General features: G+C 74.0%; 17 protein-coding genes. 12 read left to right on the top strand and 5 right to left on the bottom strand.

Annotated elements, in window-relative coordinates; translation table 11 throughout:
- Positions 1–61: 61 nt before the first annotated feature.
- Together BS73_RS28405 and BS73_RS28410 are read right to left on the bottom strand one after the other, a co-directional pair.
- Complete coding sequence (locus tag BS73_RS28405) at positions 62–1303, bottom strand: M48 family metalloprotease (RefSeq protein WP_084704418.1); 1242 nt, start codon at positions 1301–1303, stop codon at positions 62–64.
- On the bottom strand, positions 1300–2430 hold the full coding sequence (locus tag BS73_RS28410; RefSeq protein ID WP_037577256.1) for a glycosyltransferase family 4 protein: 1131 nt from the start codon (positions 2428–2430) through the stop codon (positions 1300–1302). The genes BS73_RS28405 and BS73_RS28410 overlap by 4 nt, the downstream gene beginning before the upstream one ends.
- Positions 2431–2586: 156 nt before the next feature.
- Between BS73_RS28410 and BS73_RS28415 the strand changes: the two genes are divergently transcribed.
- Positions 2587–3864, top strand: a complete 1278-nt coding sequence (locus BS73_RS28415; protein ID WP_051940977.1) for a glycosyltransferase family 87 protein — start codon at positions 2587–2589, stop codon at positions 3862–3864.
- A 183-nt stretch (positions 3865–4047) separates the two neighbouring features.
- On the opposite strand, the gene BS73_RS28420 is transcribed toward BS73_RS28415, so the two are convergent.
- Positions 4048–5841, bottom strand: a complete 1794-nt coding sequence (locus BS73_RS28420; protein WP_037577259.1) for an AMP-dependent synthetase/ligase — start codon at positions 5839–5841, stop codon at positions 4048–4050.
- Between the two features lie 243 nt (positions 5842–6084).
- Here BS73_RS28420 and BS73_RS28425 point away from each other — a divergent pair, with 243 nt between their 5' ends.
- From BS73_RS28425 to BS73_RS28450, 6 genes are all read left to right on the top strand, one after another.
- Positions 6085–6861: a metallophosphoesterase family protein gene (locus BS73_RS28425; RefSeq protein WP_037577261.1), complete on the top strand. Its 777-nt coding sequence runs from the start codon at positions 6085–6087 to the stop codon at positions 6859–6861.
- Positions 6862–7018: 157 nt separating this feature from the next.
- Entirely contained in the window at positions 7019–7462 is a 444-nt protein-coding gene (locus BS73_RS28430) for an SRPBCC family protein (RefSeq protein ID WP_037577262.1), read from the top strand.
- A 46-nt stretch (positions 7463–7508) separates the two neighbouring features.
- The gene (locus tag BS73_RS28435; protein WP_037577264.1) at positions 7509–8801 is read left to right on the top strand and encodes an ArsA family ATPase; all 1293 of its coding nucleotides are present in this window, start codon (positions 7509–7511) and stop codon (positions 8799–8801) included.
- A 75-nt stretch (positions 8802–8876) separates the two neighbouring features.
- On the top strand, positions 8877–9422 hold the full coding sequence (locus BS73_RS35190; RefSeq protein ID WP_051940980.1) for a DUF5304 family protein: 546 nt from the start codon (positions 8877–8879) through the stop codon (positions 9420–9422).
- A gap of 168 nt (positions 9423–9590) precedes the next feature.
- Positions 9591–10532 (top strand): ROK family glucokinase, encoded by a 942-nt coding sequence (locus BS73_RS28445; RefSeq protein WP_037577266.1) that lies wholly within the window; start codon positions 9591–9593, stop codon positions 10530–10532.
- 117 nt (positions 10533–10649) lie between these two features.
- Entirely contained in the window at positions 10650–11369 is a 720-nt protein-coding gene (locus BS73_RS28450) for an endonuclease/exonuclease/phosphatase family protein (RefSeq protein ID WP_037577268.1), read from the top strand.
- 39 nt (positions 11370–11408) lie between these two features.
- Here BS73_RS28450 and BS73_RS28455 read toward each other — a convergent pair whose 3' ends face one another.
- Together BS73_RS28455 and BS73_RS28460 are read right to left on the bottom strand one after the other, a co-directional pair.
- Positions 11409–11987, bottom strand: a complete 579-nt coding sequence (locus BS73_RS28455; protein ID WP_037577269.1) for a hypothetical protein — start codon at positions 11985–11987, stop codon at positions 11409–11411.
- 5 nt (positions 11988–11992) lie between these two features.
- Complete coding sequence (locus BS73_RS28460; RefSeq protein WP_051940981.1) at positions 11993–12862, bottom strand: alpha/beta hydrolase; 870 nt, start codon at positions 12860–12862, stop codon at positions 11993–11995.
- Between the two features lie 322 nt (positions 12863–13184).
- Between BS73_RS28460 and BS73_RS28465 the strand changes: the two genes are divergently transcribed.
- The 5 genes from BS73_RS28465 (at position 13185) to BS73_RS28485 (ending at position 18746) form a co-directional block, all read left to right on the top strand.
- On the top strand, positions 13185–14009 hold the full coding sequence (locus BS73_RS28465; protein ID WP_051940984.1) for a lysophospholipid acyltransferase family protein: 825 nt from the start codon (positions 13185–13187) through the stop codon (positions 14007–14009).
- Position 14010: 1 nt separating this feature from the next.
- Positions 14011–15276, top strand: a complete 1266-nt coding sequence (gene macS / locus BS73_RS28470) for a MacS family sensor histidine kinase (protein WP_407675073.1) — start codon at positions 14011–14013, stop codon at positions 15274–15276.
- 50 nt (positions 15277–15326) lie between these two features.
- Positions 15327–16043, top strand: coding sequence for a response regulator (locus BS73_RS28475; protein WP_051941579.1), 717 nt, complete (start codon positions 15327–15329; stop codon positions 16041–16043).
- A gap of 62 nt (positions 16044–16105) precedes the next feature.
- Positions 16106–17131: a 6-phosphofructokinase gene (locus BS73_RS28480; protein WP_037577270.1), complete on the top strand. Its 1026-nt coding sequence runs from the start codon at positions 16106–16108 to the stop codon at positions 17129–17131.
- Between the two features lie 220 nt (positions 17132–17351).
- Entirely contained in the window at positions 17352–18746 is a 1395-nt protein-coding gene (locus BS73_RS28485; RefSeq protein WP_037577274.1) for an MFS transporter, read from the top strand.
- The last annotated feature ends 81 nt before the right edge of the window (positions 18747–18827 follow it).

Consider the following 18827-nt stretch of genomic DNA (forward strand, 5'->3'; position numbering starts at 1 on the left):
CGCGCCCAGCCGACCCTAGCCCGCAGACGCCGACGGTCGGCGAGCCGCCGCCCGCCCCGCGCTACCGCCGCGCTCCGCCCCGCGCCCAGCCGCGCGCCAGCGCCACCCGCTGGGACGGCGTCGGGTGGGTGCCGAAGAGGACGCTGAGCCAGCGCGGGGGGTCCGGCTCGGCGACGTTGGCCACGGTCAGCGCCCGCTGCATGGCGATGAAGCCCTCCGGATCGCGCGTCGCGTCCAGCGCGAAGACGTCCGCCCGCCGCTCGATCCGCCGGCTCACGGCGCACTGCACGGGCCCCGCCACCGCGCCCCCCAGCGCGGCCAGCGCCATCAGCAGCGCCATCGACCGCGGGTCGGAGACCGTCCAGTCGCCCGCGAGCGGCCCCGCCACCGGGCCGGCCAGCACCCCCGCCAGCGGCCCGACCACGCACACCGCGGCCGCCGCGCCGAGCGCGCCCAGCAGCATGCCCCGGGTGACGTCCCGGTGGACGACATGCCCCAACTCATGTGCCACGACCAGCTCGACGTCCCGCTCGGCAGCGGTCGCCAGCAGCGTGTCGTAGACCACGATCCGCCGCGTCGCGCCCAGCCCGGAGACGTAGGCGTTCAGCGCGGTCGTCCGCCGGGACGCGTCAGCGACCAGCACGTCCCGCACCCGTACGCCCTGTCGCTCCGCCAACTCCAGCAGCCGGCCGCGCAGTCCGCCCTCCGGCATCGGCGTGAAGCGGTTGAAGAGCGGCTCCACCAGCAGCGGCCAGAGGAAGGACATCACCACGGCCAGCACCGCCGCCGCGCCCGCGGCCGGCAGCCACCACCACCGCTCCGACCACCCGGCGAGCGCGTACACCCCCTCCGCGGCGGCGATCCCGAGCACCGCGCTCAGCGCGAAGCCCCGCGCCACGTCCACCCACCAGCCGGCCCAGCCCTGGGTGACCAGCCCGAACCGCTGCCGCACCACCCGGCCGCGGGCCGCGAACGGCAGCCCCAGCAGCTGCCCGGCCAGCAGCAGCACCACGGCGCCCGCGACGATCCGCGCCTGCCGCCCGCCGCCGAGGAGCTCCCCGGCCCGGACCGTCAACCACGGCCCGGCCCCGGTGAATCCGAGCAGCGCGCTGAGCGCCAGCCCGGCCGTCCGCCCGCCCAGCGCGACCGGCACGGCGGCCCGCCGCAGGGCGCGCGCCCGGGCCGTCTGCTCGGGGGTGAAGTCGGCTTCGTCCGCCCCCGCGGCAGGCCCTCCCCCCGGGCCGGCGCCCGCGCCGCTGCCCGCGCCCGCGCCTGCCCCCGCCTCCGCCCCCGCGTCGGTCACAGCAGCGCCGCCAGCCGCTCCGCCAGGATGTTCCAGCGCCAGGTGCCCTCCACCCAGGCCCGCCCGGCCTCGCCCATCCGCCGCCGCAGCCCGGCGTCGAGCAGCAGCTCGGCGACCCGGGCGGCCACCGCCCCCACGTCCCGTCCGCCCACCACGTAACCCGTCTCGCCGTCCAGCACCGCGTCCGGCGCCCCGCCCGAGTCGCCGGCCACCACCGGCAGGCCGGTGGCCGAGGCCTCCAGGTAGACGATCCCCAGCCCCTCCACGTCCAGCCCCCCGCGCCGAGTCCGGCAGGGCATCGCGAAGACGTCCCCGGCGCCGTAGTACGCGGGCAGCTCGTCCCACGGCACGGCCCCGGTGAACCGCACGCTCTCCGACACCCCCGTCTCCGCCGCCAGCTTCTCCAGGTCCGCACGATACGGCCCGCCACTGACAATCAGCAGCACCGTCTCCGGCACCCGCCGCAGGATCTCCGGCAGCGCCCGGATCAGGGTGTCCTGCCCCTTCCGCGGCACCAGCCGGGAGACGCAGACGACGACCGGGCGGTCGGTCAGCCCCAGCCGCGCCCGCACCTTGTCCCCGCCCGAGTCCGGCCGGAAGACCGAGTCGTCCACCCCCGGCGGGACGTGCGCCATCCGGGCCGCCGCCTCCGGTCCGATCGCCGAGGCGATCCGGGAGCGGGTGTACTCGCCGAGGTAGGTGAGGGTGTCGGTGCCGGCGCCGATCCGGCGCAGCAGCTGCCGCGAGCCGGGCAGCTGCGCCCAGGCCGCCTCATGGCCGTGGGTCATGCCGACGATCCGCCGCGCCCCGGCCCTCCGCAGGGCCGGCGCCATCAGCCCGAGCGGCGCCGCCGCGCCGAACCAGACCGAGGTGCAGCCCTCGGCCCGGAGGATCTCCGCGGCCCGCCGGGTCACCCGGGGCGTCGGCACCATCATCCGGGTCCGGTCCCGGATCACCGGGAACGGCTGCACCGCGTCGAACCGCGCGACCTCGGCGCCGTCCTTCCAGGTGGAGGCGTAGACGACCAGCTTCTCCGGGGGCAGTTGGAGGGCCATCGAGTGGACGAAGGTCTGGATCCCGCCCGGCCTCGGCGGGAAGTCGTTCGTGACGATGAGCGTCTTGTCCATGCGCGGCGGCGCGTCCCCTCGGATGCTCGGTTCGCAGATCGCTGGTCCGTACGATAGGGCAGCGTTCTCAGCTGTTCTTGAACATTGTCTGCTACGAATCGGTCCGTCGGCGTCGATGCCGTTCACCGACACCCTCCTCCCCGCAAGGAGCCCGCCGTGCCGCCCGAACCCGCCCACCGTTCGGTACTCGGCGGGGTCGCACGCTCGGCCTGGGTCTACTGGCCGCTGTGGTGCGCGACCCGCGCGCTGGTCGTGGCGATGGCGGTCGGCCCGCTGCGGATCTCGGCGATGGACGTGACCAGCGACGTCTCGGTGATCTATCGCGGCTGGTTCGAGGTGCTGCGCTCGGGGACGTTCCCGATGGACGACGTCACCTGGCAGTACCCGCCGGCCGCGGCGGTGGTGATCATCCTCCCGGGGGCGCTGGCGGCCGCCCTCGGCTGCTCCTACCTGACCGGCTTCCTGGCCCTGGTGGCGGCGTTCGACGCGGCGGCGGCCTGGCTGCTGCGCCGCGCCTCGCGCGGCAGGCGCGCCGCCGGGGCCTGGTACTGGCTCATCGGCGTACCGCTGCTGGGCCCGACCGTCTACGCCCGGTACGACCTGGTGGTGACCGCGGTCGCGGTGGCCGCGCTGCTCCTCTCGGTCCGCCGGCCGGCCGTCGGCGGCGCGCTGGCCGGGCTGGGCGCGATGCTCAAGGTGTGGCCGGTGCTGACGGTGCTCGGCCTGCCGCGCGGACGGCGCTTCCGGGACGCGGTGGTCGCCTGCGCGGCGTCGGTGCTGGCGCTGGGCTTCTTCTTCGCCGTGGCGGCGCACGGGGCGTACGCGTTCCTCGGGTTCCAGGAGAACCGCGGGGTGGAGGTGGAGTCGCTCGGCGGGATCGTCTTCCAGATCGCGCGGGCCTTCGGCTGGCCGGGCTCGGTGAGCATGAACTACGGCTCGCTGGAGTTCCTCGGGCCGGGGGTCGGGGTGGTGGCCAAGGCGTCGGTGGCGCTGACCGCGGCCGCCTTCGGCTGGCTGCTGCTGTGGCGCTGGCGCGCGCGGCGGTGGTCGGCGGCGACGCCGTTCGACGCGGCGCTGGTCGCGCTGCTGCTCTTCACCGCGACCAGCAGGGTGATCAGCCCGCAGTACCTGGTCTGGCTGCTCGGGCTGGCGGCGGTCTGCCTGCTGATGCCGGGGAGCAGCCAGCGGCCGGTCGCCTGGCTGCTGCTGCCGGCCGCGGCGCTCACCACCGTCGAGTTCCCGGTCCTCTTCGGCGACGTGGTCTCCGGGCATCCGCTGGGCGTCGTCGTGCTGACCGTCCGCAATGCGCTGCTGGCCGTCGCGACGCTGTGGGGCGCGAGGCGGCTGTGGCGCGCGACGACGTCGGCTCCCCCCACCCAGCCGCCCGTCACCGCGCAGCGGCGTGCGCCCCAGGCCCGGGAATTCGCGCCGTAGGCGCAGCGCCGCAGGCGCAGGTAAGGGGCGCGGGGAACTGCGCGCCCAGGCATCTACGGCGCCGCGCCTGGCAACGGCGACTGGGTTGCAACCCGTACTCCGTTGCCGGGTGCGGCGCCGTTCGCGGCGGGCCGCGCAGTTCCCCGCGCCCCTAATTCGCCCTACGGGCTCACCGCCCCGCCGTCAGCGCGCGTACAGCGCTTCCACCTCGCCCGCGAAGTCCCGCATCACGACCGCGCGCTTCAGCTTCATCGACGGGGTGACGTAGCCGCCCTCCTCGGTCCACTCGGTGTCCAGCAGGCGGAACTTCTTCACCGCCTCCGCGTGCGACACCGCGCGGTTGCCGTCGTCGATCGCCTCCTGGACGCCGGCCAGCACGTCCGGGTCGGACATCAGCGCGGCCCCGCTCAGCGTCTCCGGCTTGTCGTGGAGCTTCAGCCAGGTCGGGAGGAACTCCCGGTCCAGCGTCACCAGGCAGCCCACGAACGGCTTGCCGTCCCCGACCACCATGCACTCGCCGACCAGCGGATGGGCCCGCACCCGGTCCTCGATCACCGCGGGCGCGACGTTCTTGCCGCCCGCCGTGACGATGATCTCCTTCTTCCGCCCGGTGATCTTCAGGAAGCCCTTGTCGTCCAGTGTCCCGATGTCCCCGGTGTGGAACCAGCCGCCGCGCAGCGCCTCGGCCGACGCCTCCGGGTTGTTCCAGTACCCGGTGAACACCTGCGGCCCGGCCAGCAGCACCTCGCCGTCGTCCGCGATGGCCACCGCCGACCCCGGCAGCGGGCGCCCGACCGAGCCGATCACCGGCCCGTCGGCCGGGTTGTACGCGGTCGCCGCGCAGGTCTCGGTGAGCCCGTAGCCCTCCAGCACGGTGAAGCCGATGCCGCGGTAGAAGTGGCCGAGCCGCTCGCCGAGCGGCGCTCCGCCGGAGATCGCGTGGGTGGCCCGGCCGCCCAGCGCCGCCCGCAGCTTGCTGTAGACCAGCTTGTCGAAGGTCTTGTACTCGACCTTGAGCCGCAGCCCCGGCTTGCCCTCGTCGAGCGCCCGGCTGTGGTCCATGGCGATCTTCGCCGCCCGGTCGAAGATCTTGCCCTTCCCCTCGGCCTGCGCCTTGGCCCGCGCGGTGTTGTAGACCTTCTCGAAGACCCGGGGGACGCCGAGGATCAGGGTCGGCTTGAAGGCGCCCAGCTCCGCGGTGACCTCCTTGACGTCCGAGAGGTGGCCCAGCCGGATCGGCGCGACCGCGCAGGCGATCTCCGCGATCCGCCCCAGCACGTGCGCCTGCGGCAGGAAGAGCAGCACCGAGGCCTCGCCGGTGCGGAAGAGCTGCGGCAGGTCGGCGACGATGTTGCCGCACTCGTGGAGGAAGTTGCGGTGGGTCAGCGCGCAGCCCTTGGGCCGCCCGGTGGTGCCCGAGGTGTAGACGATGGTGGCGATGGAGTCGGCGCCCAGGGTGGCCCGGCGCTGGTGGACCAGTGCGGAGTCCAGGTCGTGGCCCTCCGCCTGGAGGTGCTCGACGGCGCCGCCCTCGATCTGCCAGACCTGCTTCAACTGCGGCAGCCGGTCCCGGACCTGGTTGACCGTCCGCTCGTGGGCGGCGGTCTCGGTGACGCAGGCCACCGCGCCGGAGTCGCCGAGGATCCACTCCACCTGCTCGGCGGAGGAGGTCTCGTACACCGGGACGGTGATCGCCCCCGCGCACCAGATGGCGAAGTCCAGCAGGGTCCACTCGTAGCGGGTGCGGGACATCAGGGCGACCCGGTCGCCGGCCTGCACACCGCCGGCGATCAGGCCCTTGGCGGTCCGGTGGACCTCGGCGAGGAACTGGGACGCGGTCAGATCCCGCCAGGACCCGCCCAGCTTGCGGCTGATCACGGCCGCGTCGGGAGTCCGCTCGGCGTTCCGGTGGATCAGATCGGTGAGGTTCGCTTCGGGCGCTACCTCGTAGAGAGCCGGAAGGCTGAACTCGCGCAAGACTGCTCCTAGTCTGCTGCGGCGGGGGACGTTGCGACCCGTGGACGTTACTGCCCAGTAAAGCGGTTTCGATAGGCATGACCGGCAGGTGTTAGCTGCGTCTCACCGAAACTCACGAAGTCCGCACAAATGATCAGCGCCCGGTGCAAGGGAGTTGACACACCGTGATCGGACCGGGGTTTGATGGACTCCGCTGCAGTGCTACTAACCAGACTAGTACCGAACCGGCACTAAACTGCGCCCATGCGGGTCCACGTGGTGAGTGACGTACACGGCAACGCCGAAGCGCTGGCCCGCGCCGGTGACGGCGCCGACGCCCTGCTCTGCCTCGGCGACCTCATCCTCTTCCTGGACTACGCGGACCACTCGCGCGGCATCTTCCCCGACCTCTTCGGCGCCGAGAACGCCTCCCGGATCGTCGCGCTGCGTACCGCCCGCCGCTTCGAGGAGGCCCGGGAGTTCTCCCGTGAACTGTGGGCCGGGATCACCGCCGATGGCACGGACCGCGCCCAGGTGATGCGGGACGCCGTCCGCCGCCAGTACGCCGAGCTCTTCGCCGCCTTCCCGGCCCCCACCTACGCCACCTACGGCAACGTCGACATCCCGCCGCTTTGGCCGGAGTTCGAGCGGGACGGGGTGACCGTGCTGGACGGCGGCACGGCCAAGATAGGCGGCCGCACCTTCGGCTTCGTCGGCGGCGGGCTGCCCAGTCCGATGCGCACCCCGTACGAGGTCGACGAGGAGGAGTACGCGGCGAAGGTGGCCGCGGTCGGCGAGGTGGACGTCCTCTGCTGCCATATCCCGCCCGCCGTGCCGGAGTTGACCTATGACGTGGTGGCCCGCCGGTTCGAGCGCGGGAGCGAGGCGGTGCTGGACGCGGTCCACCGCGTCCGCCCCCGGTACGTCCTGTTCGGCCATGTCCACCAGCCGCTGGTGCGCCGGCTGCGGATCGGCGGCACCGAGTGCGTCAACGTGGGCCACTTCCGCTCCACCGGCCGCCCCTGGGCGATGGAGTGGTGAACTCCCGCAGGCCTCCCAGGGGGCGCGAGGCGGGCCGCCGCGGCGAGCGGTGACCAGGAGATACCCGCACGGTAGCCTTCGGTTGCACGGTTACGCGGGTGCACAGTACGGGTGCAGACAACCTGCCGTCCCAGAAACAACGCGGAGGCCACCGACGATGGCGGAGCACACCAGGTCGAGCACGACGATCGGCGCGACCCCGGCCGAGGTGATGGCGGTGATCGCCGATTTCGCCGCGTACCCGCAGTGGACCGGAGAGGTGAAGGAGAGCGAGGTCGTCTCCGAGTTCCCGGACGGCCGCGCCGAGCAGGTGCGCTTCCTCCTGGACGCCGGCGCGATCCGCGACGAGCACACCCTGGAGTACACCTGGGAGGGCGACCGCAAGGTCAGCTGGACCCTGGTGAAGAGCCAGATGCTGCGCTCGCTGGACGGCGTCTACGCGCTGGACCCGGCGGCCGGCGGCGGCACCCAGGTCACCTACCAGCTCGCGGTGGACGTCAAGATCCCGATGCTCGGCATGATCAAGCGCAAGGCCGAGAAGGTGATCATCGACCGCGCGCTGGCCGGCCTGAAGAAGCGCGTCGAGGAACTCAAGGGCTGAACCAGGCATACCGGAAGAAACCGGACGACCCCGGGAGGAACGCGAGTTGAGCACCGCCGCGGAGACGCCCCCGCACACGGTCGTGATCACCGGGCGCGGTGGCGCCGGGCGCACCACCGTCGCCGCGGCCACCGCGCTGCGCTCGGCCCGCGCCGGCCGCCGCACCCTCCTGGTCGCCGCCGACGACCCGCACCGCGGCCTCGACGAGCTGCTCGGCACCCGCCTGGGCCCGGTCCCCGGCGCGGTCGGCCCGGACGGCGTCACCGGCCGCCTCCACGCCATGCGCCTGGACCCGCAGGCGGCCTTCCGCGAGGAGGCCGGCCGGCTGCTCGGCCGGGCCAAGACGGTCTTCGACCTGTTCGGCGTGGAGCCGCTGGAGGAGGACGAGTTGACCGCCCTCCCGGGCGCCGGGAAGCTCACCCTCCTCCGCGCCCTGCGCGAGCACACCGCCTCGGGGGAGTGGCAGACGGTGGTCGTCGACGCCCCCTCCGCCGCCGAGACGATCGGCGCCTTCGCGCTGCCCGAGCAACTCGCCCGCTATGTCGCCCGGCTGCTGCCCCAGGAGCGCCGGGCCGCCCGTTCGCTCCGCCCGATCCTGGCCGCGGTCGCCGGGGTCCCGATGCCCGCCGACTGGCTGTTCGAGGGCGCCGCCTGGGCCGAGGCCGAGCTCGGCGAGCTGCGCGCCGCCGCCGAGTCCCCGGAGCTCTCGGTCCGCCTGGTGGCCACCCCCGGCTCCGCCTCGGCCCCCGAACTCCGGCTCGCCCGTGCCGGCTTGGCGCTCTACGGCCACCGGGTGGACGCGGTGATCGCCAACCGCGTCGTACCGGCCCCGCCGGCGGAGGCATCCGGCCGGGAGGACGGCTTCCTGGGCCGCCTCCACGCCGCGCAGCGCGAGGAACTCGCCGCCATGCGCGAGGAGTTGGCCGCCGGTGCGGCCACGCCGCTGCTGGAGCTGCCGCACCTCGGCCGCGACCCGCGGGGCTGGGAGGACCTGGCCCGACTCGCCGACGCCGCCGACGCCGACGCCGCCGACGGCTCCGGCCTCGGCGCCGACGGCTCCGCCGATCCGCCCCCGCGCTCCCACGTCGAGGACCGGCTCGCCGCCGACGGCCTGCTGGTCTGGCATGTGCCGCTGCCCGGCGCCGCCCGCCCCGACCTCGACCTGGTCCGCCGAGGGGACGAACTCCTGGTCGCCGTCGGCCCCTACCGCCGGACCCTGCCGCTGCCCTCCGCGCTGCGCCGGTGCACCGTCGCGGGCGCCGGGCTGCGCGACGCCGTGCTCTCCGTGCGCTTCCGCCCGGACCCGGGTCTCTGGCCCGCGGCGCGCCCGCAAACCTGATCCCGGGCGGCCGCTTCGGGTAGCGTCGCAGGCGAGGGCCCAGAGTTGGGCAAGGCGTGAGAGGGGAGCCCCGCCATGAACGCTTCGAGTGGTTGGCCCGGCCGGGACGAGCCGGAGGACGTCTGGGCGGAGGCCGTCGCCGAGGATGCCGCTGAACAGCGGCGCCGGGCGCGCGAGGCAGCCGCCCGCGCCGAGGAGTGCGCGCGGGCCGAGGCCGAGGCGGGCGGTGAGTCCGGTGCCGGGCCCGAGGACGCGGAGCGGGCCGGGCGGCCGGGGTCGGCCGAGCCGTCCAGTCCCTTCGGCCCCGATCTCAGCAACCTCGTGGACGAGGTGCGCCGCCTCGCCGGCACCGTGGGCGAGCGGCTGCAGCAGGCCTCCGACGCGGTCACCGCGACCCATGAGGCCACCGACGGGCTGCAGCGGCTCACCGCCCCGCTGCGCGAGAAGCACCCCGAGGTGTACCGCCATCTCGCCGCCGCGGGAGGCGAGTTGCTCGCCGCCTACCGGGCGGCCGTCACCGGCCACGAGCGCCGCTGGACCTCCGGAACGAGCGGTTCCGGGCCCGGCGAGGACGACGGCGAAGGGCCCGGCAACGCGGGCGAACACATCGACCTCGACTGACAGCACCGTCCCGCCGGGACGCCCCCTGACACCCTGCCTACAAGTTCTGAAGAGGGTGTTGCCATCCCGTTACGTATTCCCTTCGGTTAATGTAAGGGCGAGTGTGTACGGGCAGGCTGTCGGGCCAGTACGGTACCGGCCTGGATCCAGCGATCAGTTGAGGGACACATGGGACTCACCATTGGCGTCGATGTCGGAGGCACCAAGATTGCGGCGGGTGTCGTCGACGAGCAGGGTGCGATCCTCGCCCGTACGCGCGTGCCGACCCCGGCCGACCCGCAGTGGGCGGTCGGCGCCATCGCCGACGCGATCAAGGAGCTGCGAGGGCAGTACCCCGACGTCGAGGCGGTGGGCGTGGGCGCCCCCGGCTACGTCGACCGGGCCCGCTCCACGGTGCTGATGGCGCCGAACATCGACTGGGAGAACGAGCCGCTCAAGGTCCGCATCGAGGACCTGGTCGACCTCCCGACCGTGATCGAGAACGACGCCAACTCGGCCGCCTGGGGTGAGTTCCGCTTCGGCGCCGGCGCCGAGTACGAGGACATGGTGCTGATCACGGTCGGCACCGGCATCGGCGGCGGCATCGTCCTCGACGGCCGGCTGCACCGGGGCGCCTTCGGCGTCGCCGGCGAGATCGGCCACATCAACATGATCCCGGACGGCCTGCTCTGCGGCTGCGGCAAGCACGGCTGCTGGGAGCAGTACGGCTCCGGCCGCGCGCTCCGCCGCTACGGCCGTGAGCGCGCCGCGGCCGACCCGGTGCGCGGCAAGCGGATGCTGGAGCTGAACGAGGGCGTCGCCGAGACGATCCGCGGGGTGCACATCACCCAGGCCGCGGAGGAGGGCGACCCGCTGGCCCTGGAGTGCTACGACGAGCTCGCCGACTGGCTGGGCCGGGGCCTCGCCGACCTGGCCGCCTCCTTCGACCCGTCGGTCTTCGTCCTCGGCGGCGGCGTCGCCGACTCCGGCGAGCTGCTGCGGGCGCCGGTCGCGAAGAGCTTCGAGAAGTACGTGGTGGGCGGCCCCCACCGCCCCCGCGCGGACATCACCCTCGCCACGATGGGCTCCGAGGCGGGCATCGCCGGCGCGGCCGACCTGGCCCGGGTCTGAGCCCGGGTCGCGCGGCGACTCGAGGGCGCGGGGAACCGCGCGATTCCCCGAGCCCCGGAGGCAGCCCCTGCGGGCCCACCTCCGGGGCCCGGGGGGCGGAGTGAAGGGAGTCCGCGGATGACGCAGGCCAGGATCGCGAGCTACAACATCCGCTCGCTGCGCGACGACCGCGCCGCCCTCGCCCGCGTGATCCGCGCCCTCGCCCCTGACGCCCTCTGCGTCCAGGAGGCCCCCCGCTTCTGGCGCCCCAACCACCAGGCCCGGCGACTGGCCCGCAGAACCGCCCTGGAGGTCCTCAGCGGCGGCGCGGACACGGCCTCCGGCCCGCTGCTCCTCGGCCGGCCGCAGCCGCGCCTGCGGACCCTCTCCACCCACGACCGCCTGCTGCCCCGGACCCCCGGCCTCCACCGGCGCGGCTTCGCCACCGCCGTGGTGCGGATCGGCGGCTCCGCCCCGTTCTCCCTGACGAGCTGCCATCTGTCGCTCAACCCGGCCGAGCGCTACACCCAGTGCGAGCTGCTCCTCGAACACCTCGCCGAGCTGCCGGCCGAGCACGCCGTCGTCGCGGGGGACTTCAACGAGCACCCCGAGGACCCCGGCTGGCGCCTCCTGGCCCGGCACCTCCAGGACGCCTGGGCGACCGCGCCGTGGGGCGGCGAGTACACCTCCGTGCCCCGCGACCCCTACCAGCGCATCGACGCCGTCTTCTGCAGCCCCGGCGTCCGGGTGGTCCGCTGCGGGGTGCCGTCCGGACTGCCCGGGGTCGACCCCGCGGACCTGGTCGCCGCCACGGACCACCTCCCGGTCCTCGCCGAGCTGGAGCTGCCCGCGCCCTGACCCGAGCCAGGGGCAGCGCCCGGGCCCGGGGGTCCGGGCTCAGACCACGGCGCCCGCCTGCGGATCGTCGTCGTCCTCGTCCCGGTCCTCCTTCAGCCGGGAGACCAGCGCGACGAACCCGCCCACGAAGAGCGCCCCGGCGACCATCCCCCACCAGCCGCCGACGTCCTGTCCCGTTATCCACAGGATCAGCAGCAGCACCGGACCCGCGGCCATCACGCCCCAGGCGACCTTGGTGGCGGCCTCGGGCTGCGGCAGCGGCGGAGGCTCGGGGGGAGTGAAGTGCTCGTCCTCGGCCTCCGCGCCGGACGGCAGCAGCCAGTCCCGCGGTCCGGAGCCGTTGCCCAGCACGGTCTCGGCGCCCGGCCCCGAGCCGCCCGACGGCGGTGCGGCAGAGGAGAGGGGGCCGCTCGCGGGGGCGGCCGGAGCCGCCGGGGCGGCCGACGCGGGCGAGGCGGGGGGAGGCGGCGAAGGCGACAGCTCCTCCGCCTCCGGCCAGCTCCGCAGCGTCAGATCCACCGGCGCGTCGAACGACGCCACGAGCTCGGCGAAGACCTCGTCGTCGCTGCGCGACTCGCGGTCCTGGCCGTCCCGCTCCGGGCCGTCTTCCTCACGCATCCCGCTCACCCCCTGGTCGCCTCACTGCCCCGGTCCTCCGCATCGGCGTCCGGACCCCCGCTGCTCCCGCCGTCGGACTCGGCCGAAGCCGAAGCCGAGGCCGAGGCCGAGGCCGAATCCGCCGCCTCCGGCGCGAGCCGGCGTACGAACTCCCAGGAGCCCTCGAAGATCTGCTCCGCCTCGTGGTCCAACGTCGCGACGTGGTAGCTGCGTTCCAGGGTGCGCTCGGTGATGTCCCGGCTGCCCGCGTGGGCCAGGATGTAGTCGCTGCTCGACCCGGGGACGACGTGGTCCACCCGGCTCCGGAAGAGCAGCAGCGGCTGCGTCACCCGCGGCAGCTCGTCCCGGACGGTGCGGAACAGCTGCCCGGTGGAGTACGCGGCGTGCAGCGGGGTGCGGTCGTAGCCGCCCTCCAACTGGCCCGGCTTGGCGATGTCGTCGGTCAGCCCCGGCACGCTCGGCACCAGGTGGCGGAGTATCGGCAGCGCCGCGGCCTGCACCGCGCTCGGCATCTTCACCGCCGGGTTGACCACCACCAGCCCGGTCAGCTCCGAGCCGTGCTGGGCGGCCAGGTGGAGGCAGAGGGCGCCGCCCATCGAGAGGCCGAAGGCGAAGACCTTGTCGCAGCGCTCGCGGAGCCGGGCGAAGGCCCGGTCCACCTCGGCGTACCAGTCCGGCCAGCGGGTGGCGTTCATCTCACGCCAGTCCGTGCCGTGCCCGGGGAGCAGCGGCAGCGAGACGGTGAGCCCGCGCTCGGCGGCGTGCTCCGCCCAGGGCCGCATCGACTGCGGGGAGCCGGTGAATCCGTGGCAGACGAGGACGCCGACGGGTCCCCCCTGGTGGCTGAACGGCTCGGCTCCGGGTAGCAGCGGCATGTCGGCTCCTCGCGGCGCGGGCGAAGCCCGACCGAGGCTCGCTCGGTCGGAAGTCGGTGGGAACGGGTCGGCAGGAACAAAACGGCGGAGTCGACGCATCGTCCCACGCCCGCGCGCCGCCGTACAGCATCGGCGGGACCCGGCGGAGCACCGGGCGGGGCCCGGGACGAGGGGGCTCCAGGCGGTCGGCGGGGGCGCGCGGAGGGCTTGCGCCGGGGCCGTCGCGCGGACCGGTGGCGTGGACACCCCCCGGTCGGCACTAGAGTGCTACCGGATTGATGCTCCATGGAGGTCTGGGTTGTCCGGGACGTTCTACCGATTGATGAAGATGACCGTCGCGCCGTCGCTGCGGGTCGCCTTCCGCCCCTGGGTCGAGGGGCTGGAGAACATCCCCGAAACCGGCCCCGCGATCATCGCGAGCAACCACCTGTCCTTCTCGGACTCGTTCTTCCTGCCCTCGGTGATGAAACGGCCGGTGACCTTCATCGCCAAGGCCGAGTACTTCACCGGTTCGGGTATCAAGGGGAAGTTGACGGCCGCCTTCTTCAAGGGGGTCAACCAGCTCCCGGTCGACCGCACCGGCGTCCGCGGCGCCGGCGAGGCCGCGATCAAGGCCGGTACGGAGGTCATCGAGCGCGGCGAGATCTTCGGCGTGTACCCGGAGGGCACCCGCTCCCCGGACGGCAAGCTCTACCGCGGCAAGGTCGGCGCGCTGGCCCGGATCGCGCTGGCCACCGGCGCGCCGGTGATCCCGGTCGCGATGATCGACACCGAGAAGCTCCAGCCGCCCGGCCAGGTCTGGCCGAACTGGGGCGTCCGCCCGGGGATCCGGATCGGCCAGCCGATGGACTTCTCCCGCTACCAGGGCATGGAGAGCGACCGCTTCATCCTCCGCTCGGTCACCGACGAGGTGATGTACGAGATCATGAAGCTCTCCGACCAGGAGTACGTCGACATCTACGCCACCGCCGCCAAGCGGAAGCTCGCCGAGGCGGCCAAGGCCAAGGAGAAGGCGGAGAAGGCGGAGAAGGCGGAGAAGGCGGAGTCGTCGGAGAAGGCGCCGGAGCCGGAGAAGACGCAGCAGCCGGAGAAGACGCAGCAGGCGGAGGAGACCGCCGACCCGGGGCCCGCGGAGGGGGAGAAGTAGCTTGCCGTCGACGGGGGGAGACGGGGCGTCGGCCGCGGTCCGCGACGCGGCGGACCGCTCCAGCGGCTCGCGGATACGCCTGGCCCACTCGGTCGAGCGGCCACTGTGGACGGCGGTCCTCGCCTTCCGCCTCCTCGGCCTCGCCTACGCGGTGGTCCGCTACACCGGCAACTCGGCCCACTACGACCGCCCCGGCTGGGGCTGGGCGTACCTGGCGCTGCTGACCGGGTGGGTGCTGGCCACCCTGCCGTTCTTCCTCTCGTCGCGGCGCTGCCGCTGGTGGGTGCTGTGCACCGACCTGGCGATCACCGTCCTCGGCATCATCCTCACCCGGGTGCTGGACGACCCGGCCCGGCTGGACTCCGAGATCACCCTGCCGACGATCTTCGCGGCGGCGTCCATCCTCGGCTTCTCGGTCAAGGGCGGCTGGCGGCCGGGCGCCGCCGCGGTGGTGGTGGTCGCGGTCGCCGACAACCTGGAACACGGCCGGGTCGCCATGGTCAACGTCCACAACGGGATCATCCTGCTGATCGCGGGCTGCGCCATCGGCTACGTCGTCGAGGTGGCCAGGGCGAGCGAGGCGGCACTGGCCCGCGCCCTGCGGATCGAGGCGGTGACCCGGGAGCGCGAGCGGCTGGCCCGGGACATCCACGACTCCGTCCTCCAGGTGCTCGCCATGGTGAAGCGCCGGGGCGCCGAGGTCGGGGGAGAGGCGGCCGAGCTCGGCCGGCTGGCCGGCGAGCAGGAGGTGGCCCTCCGGGCGCTGATCGCCGAGGGCCTCGCCGACCCGTCCGCCGCGGACCTCCCCCCGTCGACCGCGGACCTCTCTGCCGGTCCCGAGGACGCCCCGTCCCCGGCCGTCGACCTGCGTACGGCGCTCAACGGCCTCTCCGCGCCCGGCGTGACCGTCTCCGCGCCCGGTGACCCCGTCCTCCTCCAGCGCCGGGTGGCGCAGGAGCTGACCGCCGCCGTGGCCGCCGCGCTGGACAACGTCCGCCGGCACGCCGGGGCGGAGGCGCGGGCGTGGATCCTGCTGGAGGACTCACCCGAGGACGACTCGGTGATCGTCGGCGTCCGCGACGACGGGCCGGGCATCCCCGAGGGCCGGCTCCTCGCCGCCGAGCAGGAGGGCCGGCTCGGCGTGGCCCAGTCCATCCGCGGCCGGCTCCGCGACCTCGGCGGCAGCGCGGAGATCAGCTCCGTGCCCGGCGAGGGCACCGAGGTCGAGCTGCGCATCCCCCGCCCCCGGGAAGGAGAGCCCGCGTGACACCCGACCAGGACGCCGCCGCCCAGGGCCCCGGCGAGCCTCTGCGCGTGATGGTGGTCGACGACCACCCGATGTGGCGGGACGCCGTCTCCCGCGACCTGGCCGCCGCCGGCTGCGAGGTGGTGGCCACCGCCGGCGACGGACCGGAGGCCGTCCGCCGGGCGCACGCGGTGCGGCCGCAGGTGCTGGTCCTCGACCTCAACCTGCCGGAGCTGCCCGGCGTCGAGGTCTGCCGCCAGGTGCTGGCCCGGCATCCGGCCACCCGGGTGCTGGTGCTCTCCGCCTCCGGCCAGCACGCCGACGTCCTGGAGGCGGTGAAGTCCGGCGCGACCGGATACCTGGTGAAGTCGGCCAGCCGCGAGGAGCTGCTGGCCGCGGTGCGCTCGACGGCGGCCGGGGACCCGGTCTTCACCCCCGGCCTGGCCGGGCTGGTGCTCGGCGAGTACCGCAGGCTGGCCGCCGCCGCGGGCGGCCCGGCCGCCGTCCCGGACGAGTCCGCCGCGGACCCGGCGGCGGCCGGGCAGGACGACGTCCCGCGGCTGACGGAGCGGGAGACCGAGGTGCTGCGGCTGGTCGCCAAGGGTCTGACGTACAAGCAGATCGCCGGGCGGCTGGTGCTCTCCCACCGGACCGTGCAGAACCACGTCCAGAACACCCTGAACAAGCTCCAGCTGCACAATCGCGTGGAACTCGTCCGCTATGCGATGGAGCGCGGACTGCACCGCGAGGACCCGGGGGAACCGGAGGGCGCGCTGCCCGCCGGGTGACCCGTGAGTAGCGTCCTGCAGACGCCTATCCAGCCGGGCCGCCCCGTGGCACCGTGGTGGCCATGCGTGTCGGAGTGCTCACCGGCGGCGGAGACTGCCCCGGCCTGAACGCGGTGATACGAGCGGTCGTCCGCAAGGGCGTCACCGCCTACGGCCATGAGTTCATCGGCTTCCGGGACGGCTGGCGCGGGCCCATGGAGGGCAGGGCGGTCCCGCTGGACATCCCGGCCGTGCGCGGTCTGCTGCCGCGCGGCGGCACGGTGCTCGGCTCCTCCCGCACCAACCCGCTCAACGAGCCGGACGGCGAACGCCGGGTCAAGGAGCAGCTCTCCGGCCTCGCGGTGGACGCGCTGATCGCCATCGGCGGCGAGGACACCCTGGGCGTGGCCGCCTACCTGGCCGAGCAGGGCGTCAACGTGGTCGGCGTGCCGAAGACCATCGACAACGACCTCTCCGGCACCGACTACACCTTCGGCTTCGACACCGCCGTGAACATCGCCACCGAGGCCATCGACCGGCTGCACACCACCGCCGAGTCCCATATGCGCACCCTGGTGGTCGAGGTGATGGGGCGTCACGCCGGCTGGATAGCGCTGCACTCCGGGATCGCCGGCGGCGCCAGCGTGATCCTGATCCCCGAGCAGCCCTTCGACATGGACCAGGTCTGCCGCTGGGTGGAGAGCCGCTTCCGCACCCACTACGCGCCGATCGTGGTGGTGGCGGAGGGAGCCGTCCCCACCGAGGGCCGGATGGTCACCAAGGACGACTCGCGGGACGCCTTCGGCCACGTCCGGCTCTCCGGGATAGGGGAGTGGCTGGCCGCCGAGATCGAGCGGCGCACCGGCACCGAGGCCAGGACCATCGTCCTCGGCCACGTCCAGCGCGGCGGCACGCCCAGCGCCTTCGACCGCTGGCTGGCCACCCGCTTCGGGCTGCACGCCATCGACGCCGTGCAGGAGGGCGCCTTCGGCACGATGGTCGCCCTGCGCGGCACGGACATCGTCCGGGTGCCGCTCTCCACCGCGACCGCCCGGGCCAAGACCGTCGACCCCGCCCTCTACCAGGAGTTCGACGTCTTCTTCGGCTGAGGCCGCTGGCTGGCTCCGGGCTGGCTCCGGGCTGGCTGCGGGCCGCTCCGGGCCGCCCGGAATGAGGCATACCTCACCAGAAGCGGCTGTAGGTTGCACCTTTTGTCCGAACGGCCCCTATGCTGGCGCCCGTTTGTCCCCTGCCCATCCCCCGAGCCGACCGGAGCCGCCCAAGGACCACCCGCCCGAACGTCCCCGAAAAGGAACACCACATCACTCCATGTCTTCGGTAATCGAGAACGCCCCCTACACCCGGTTCCACAAGCGCCTGGCGCTCGCCTGCTCGGGCGGCCCCCTGCTGGACGGATACATCCTCAGCATCGTGGGCGTGGCGCTGATCACCATGCAGCCCCAGCTCCACCTCAGCACCGCCGAGGTCTCCCTGATCGGCGCGGCGGCCCTGATCGGCATGTTCGTCGGCGGCGCCGTCTTCGGCGTGCTGACCGACAAGATCGGCCGGGAGGTGATGTACACCGCCGACCTGGTCGTGATGATCGCCTGCTCGGTGCTCTCCTTCTGGGCCACCGGCGTCTGGGAGATCGTCGCCCTGCGCTTCGTCCTCGGCATGGCGGTTGGCGCGGACTACCCGATCGCCACCTCGCTCCTCGCCGAGTGGCTGCCCACCAAGCACCGCGGCCGACTGCTCGGCAAGCAGATCATCGCCTGGTACGCGGGCTCGGTGCTGGCCTACCTCGTCGGCTGGGCGTTCATCCAGTTCGGCGGCGCGGACAGCTGGCGCTGGATGCTCTCCTCCTCGGCGCTGCTCTGCGTGGTCTTCCTGGTGATCCGCCGGGGCTCCCCGGAGTCCCCCCTCTTCCTCGCCCAGCACGGGCGCGGCGAGGACGCGGTACGGGTGGTGAAGAAGCACCTCGGCGTGGACGTCACCGCGCGGGAGCTGCTGGCCGGCGAGCCGGAGGGCGACGAGCGGCTCTCGGCGGGCCGGATCCGGGTGCTGTTCCAGCCGGAGTACCGGAAGCGGACGATCTTCTGCGGGCTGTTCTTCCTCTGCCAGGTGGGTCCGCTGTTCGCGATGCTGACCTTCGGGCCGCAGCTGCTGGAGTCCTTCGGCTTCCCGAGCGGCAACGTGATGTCCACCCTGGGCACCGGACTGATCAGCGCGGTCTTCCTGATCGGCTGCTATCCGGCGCTGCGGGCGATCGACACCAAGGGCCGCCGGCCCACCATCGTCTGGTCCTTCGGGCTGATGATCGTCCCGCTGCTGCTCCTCGGCGTCTGGCCGGCGGCTCCGGCCGCGGTCGCGCTCCTCGCGCTGTGCGCCTACGCGTTCTTCTGCGGCGGCCCCAACGTCCTCGACTGGACGTACCCCAATGAGCTGTTCCCCACCTCGGTCCGGGCGACGGCGGTCGGCTTCGCCACCTCCATCAGCCGGATCGGCGCGGCGATCGGCACCTACCTGCTGCCGATGTCCCTCACCGGTCTCGGCACCGGCCTGACGATGATCCTCGCCGCGGCGGTCACCGCCGCCGGCTTCGTCGCCTGCCTCCTCTGGGCGGTGGAGACGCGAGGCGTCGGCCTCCAGGCGGCGGCCCGCGCGCCGGAGCCGGGGCCGGCCGCCGCCCAGCGCGCGGAGGACCGCGTCCCCGCGTCGGTCTGACCCTCTGGCCGGGCCCGCCCGGAAGTAGGTCCGAAGCCGCTTCAGGGGCGCGGGGAACAGCACGGCCCGCGCCCCACGGCG

The sequence above is a fragment of the Phaeacidiphilus oryzae TH49 genome (assembly GCF_000744815.1).
In the GTDB taxonomy this organism is placed as follows: domain Bacteria; phylum Actinomycetota; class Actinomycetes; order Streptomycetales; family Streptomycetaceae; genus Phaeacidiphilus; species Phaeacidiphilus oryzae.

Coding starts and splice junctions, on each gene's coding strand:
- BS73_RS28445 (WP_037577266.1), top strand. CDS start 9,591: ATGGGACTCACCATTGGCGTCGATGTCGGAGGCACCAAGATTGCGGCG.
- BS73_RS28455 (WP_037577269.1), bottom strand. CDS start 11,987: ATGCGTGAGGAAGACGGCCCGGAGCGGGACGGCCAGGACCGCGAGTCG.
- BS73_RS28465 (WP_051940984.1), top strand. CDS start 13,185: ATGAAGATGACCGTCGCGCCGTCGCTGCGGGTCGCCTTCCGCCCCTGG.
- BS73_RS28460 (WP_051940981.1), bottom strand. CDS start 12,862: ATGCCGCTGCTACCCGGAGCCGAGCCGTTCAGCCACCAGGGGGGACCC.
- BS73_RS35190 (WP_051940980.1), top strand. CDS start 8,877: ATGAACGCTTCGAGTGGTTGGCCCGGCCGGGACGAGCCGGAGGACGTC.
- BS73_RS28430 (WP_037577262.1), top strand. CDS start 7,019: ATGGCGGAGCACACCAGGTCGAGCACGACGATCGGCGCGACCCCGGCC.
- BS73_RS28485 (WP_037577274.1), top strand. CDS start 17,352: ATGTCTTCGGTAATCGAGAACGCCCCCTACACCCGGTTCCACAAGCGC.
- BS73_RS28450 (WP_037577268.1), top strand. CDS start 10,650: ATGACGCAGGCCAGGATCGCGAGCTACAACATCCGCTCGCTGCGCGAC.
- BS73_RS28410 (WP_037577256.1), bottom strand. CDS start 2,430: ATGGACAAGACGCTCATCGTCACGAACGACTTCCCGCCGAGGCCGGGC.
- BS73_RS28425 (WP_037577261.1), top strand. CDS start 6,085: ATGCGGGTCCACGTGGTGAGTGACGTACACGGCAACGCCGAAGCGCTG.
- BS73_RS28475 (WP_051941579.1), top strand. CDS start 15,327: ATGGTGGTCGACGACCACCCGATGTGGCGGGACGCCGTCTCCCGCGAC.
- BS73_RS28480 (WP_037577270.1), top strand. CDS start 16,106: ATGCGTGTCGGAGTGCTCACCGGCGGCGGAGACTGCCCCGGCCTGAAC.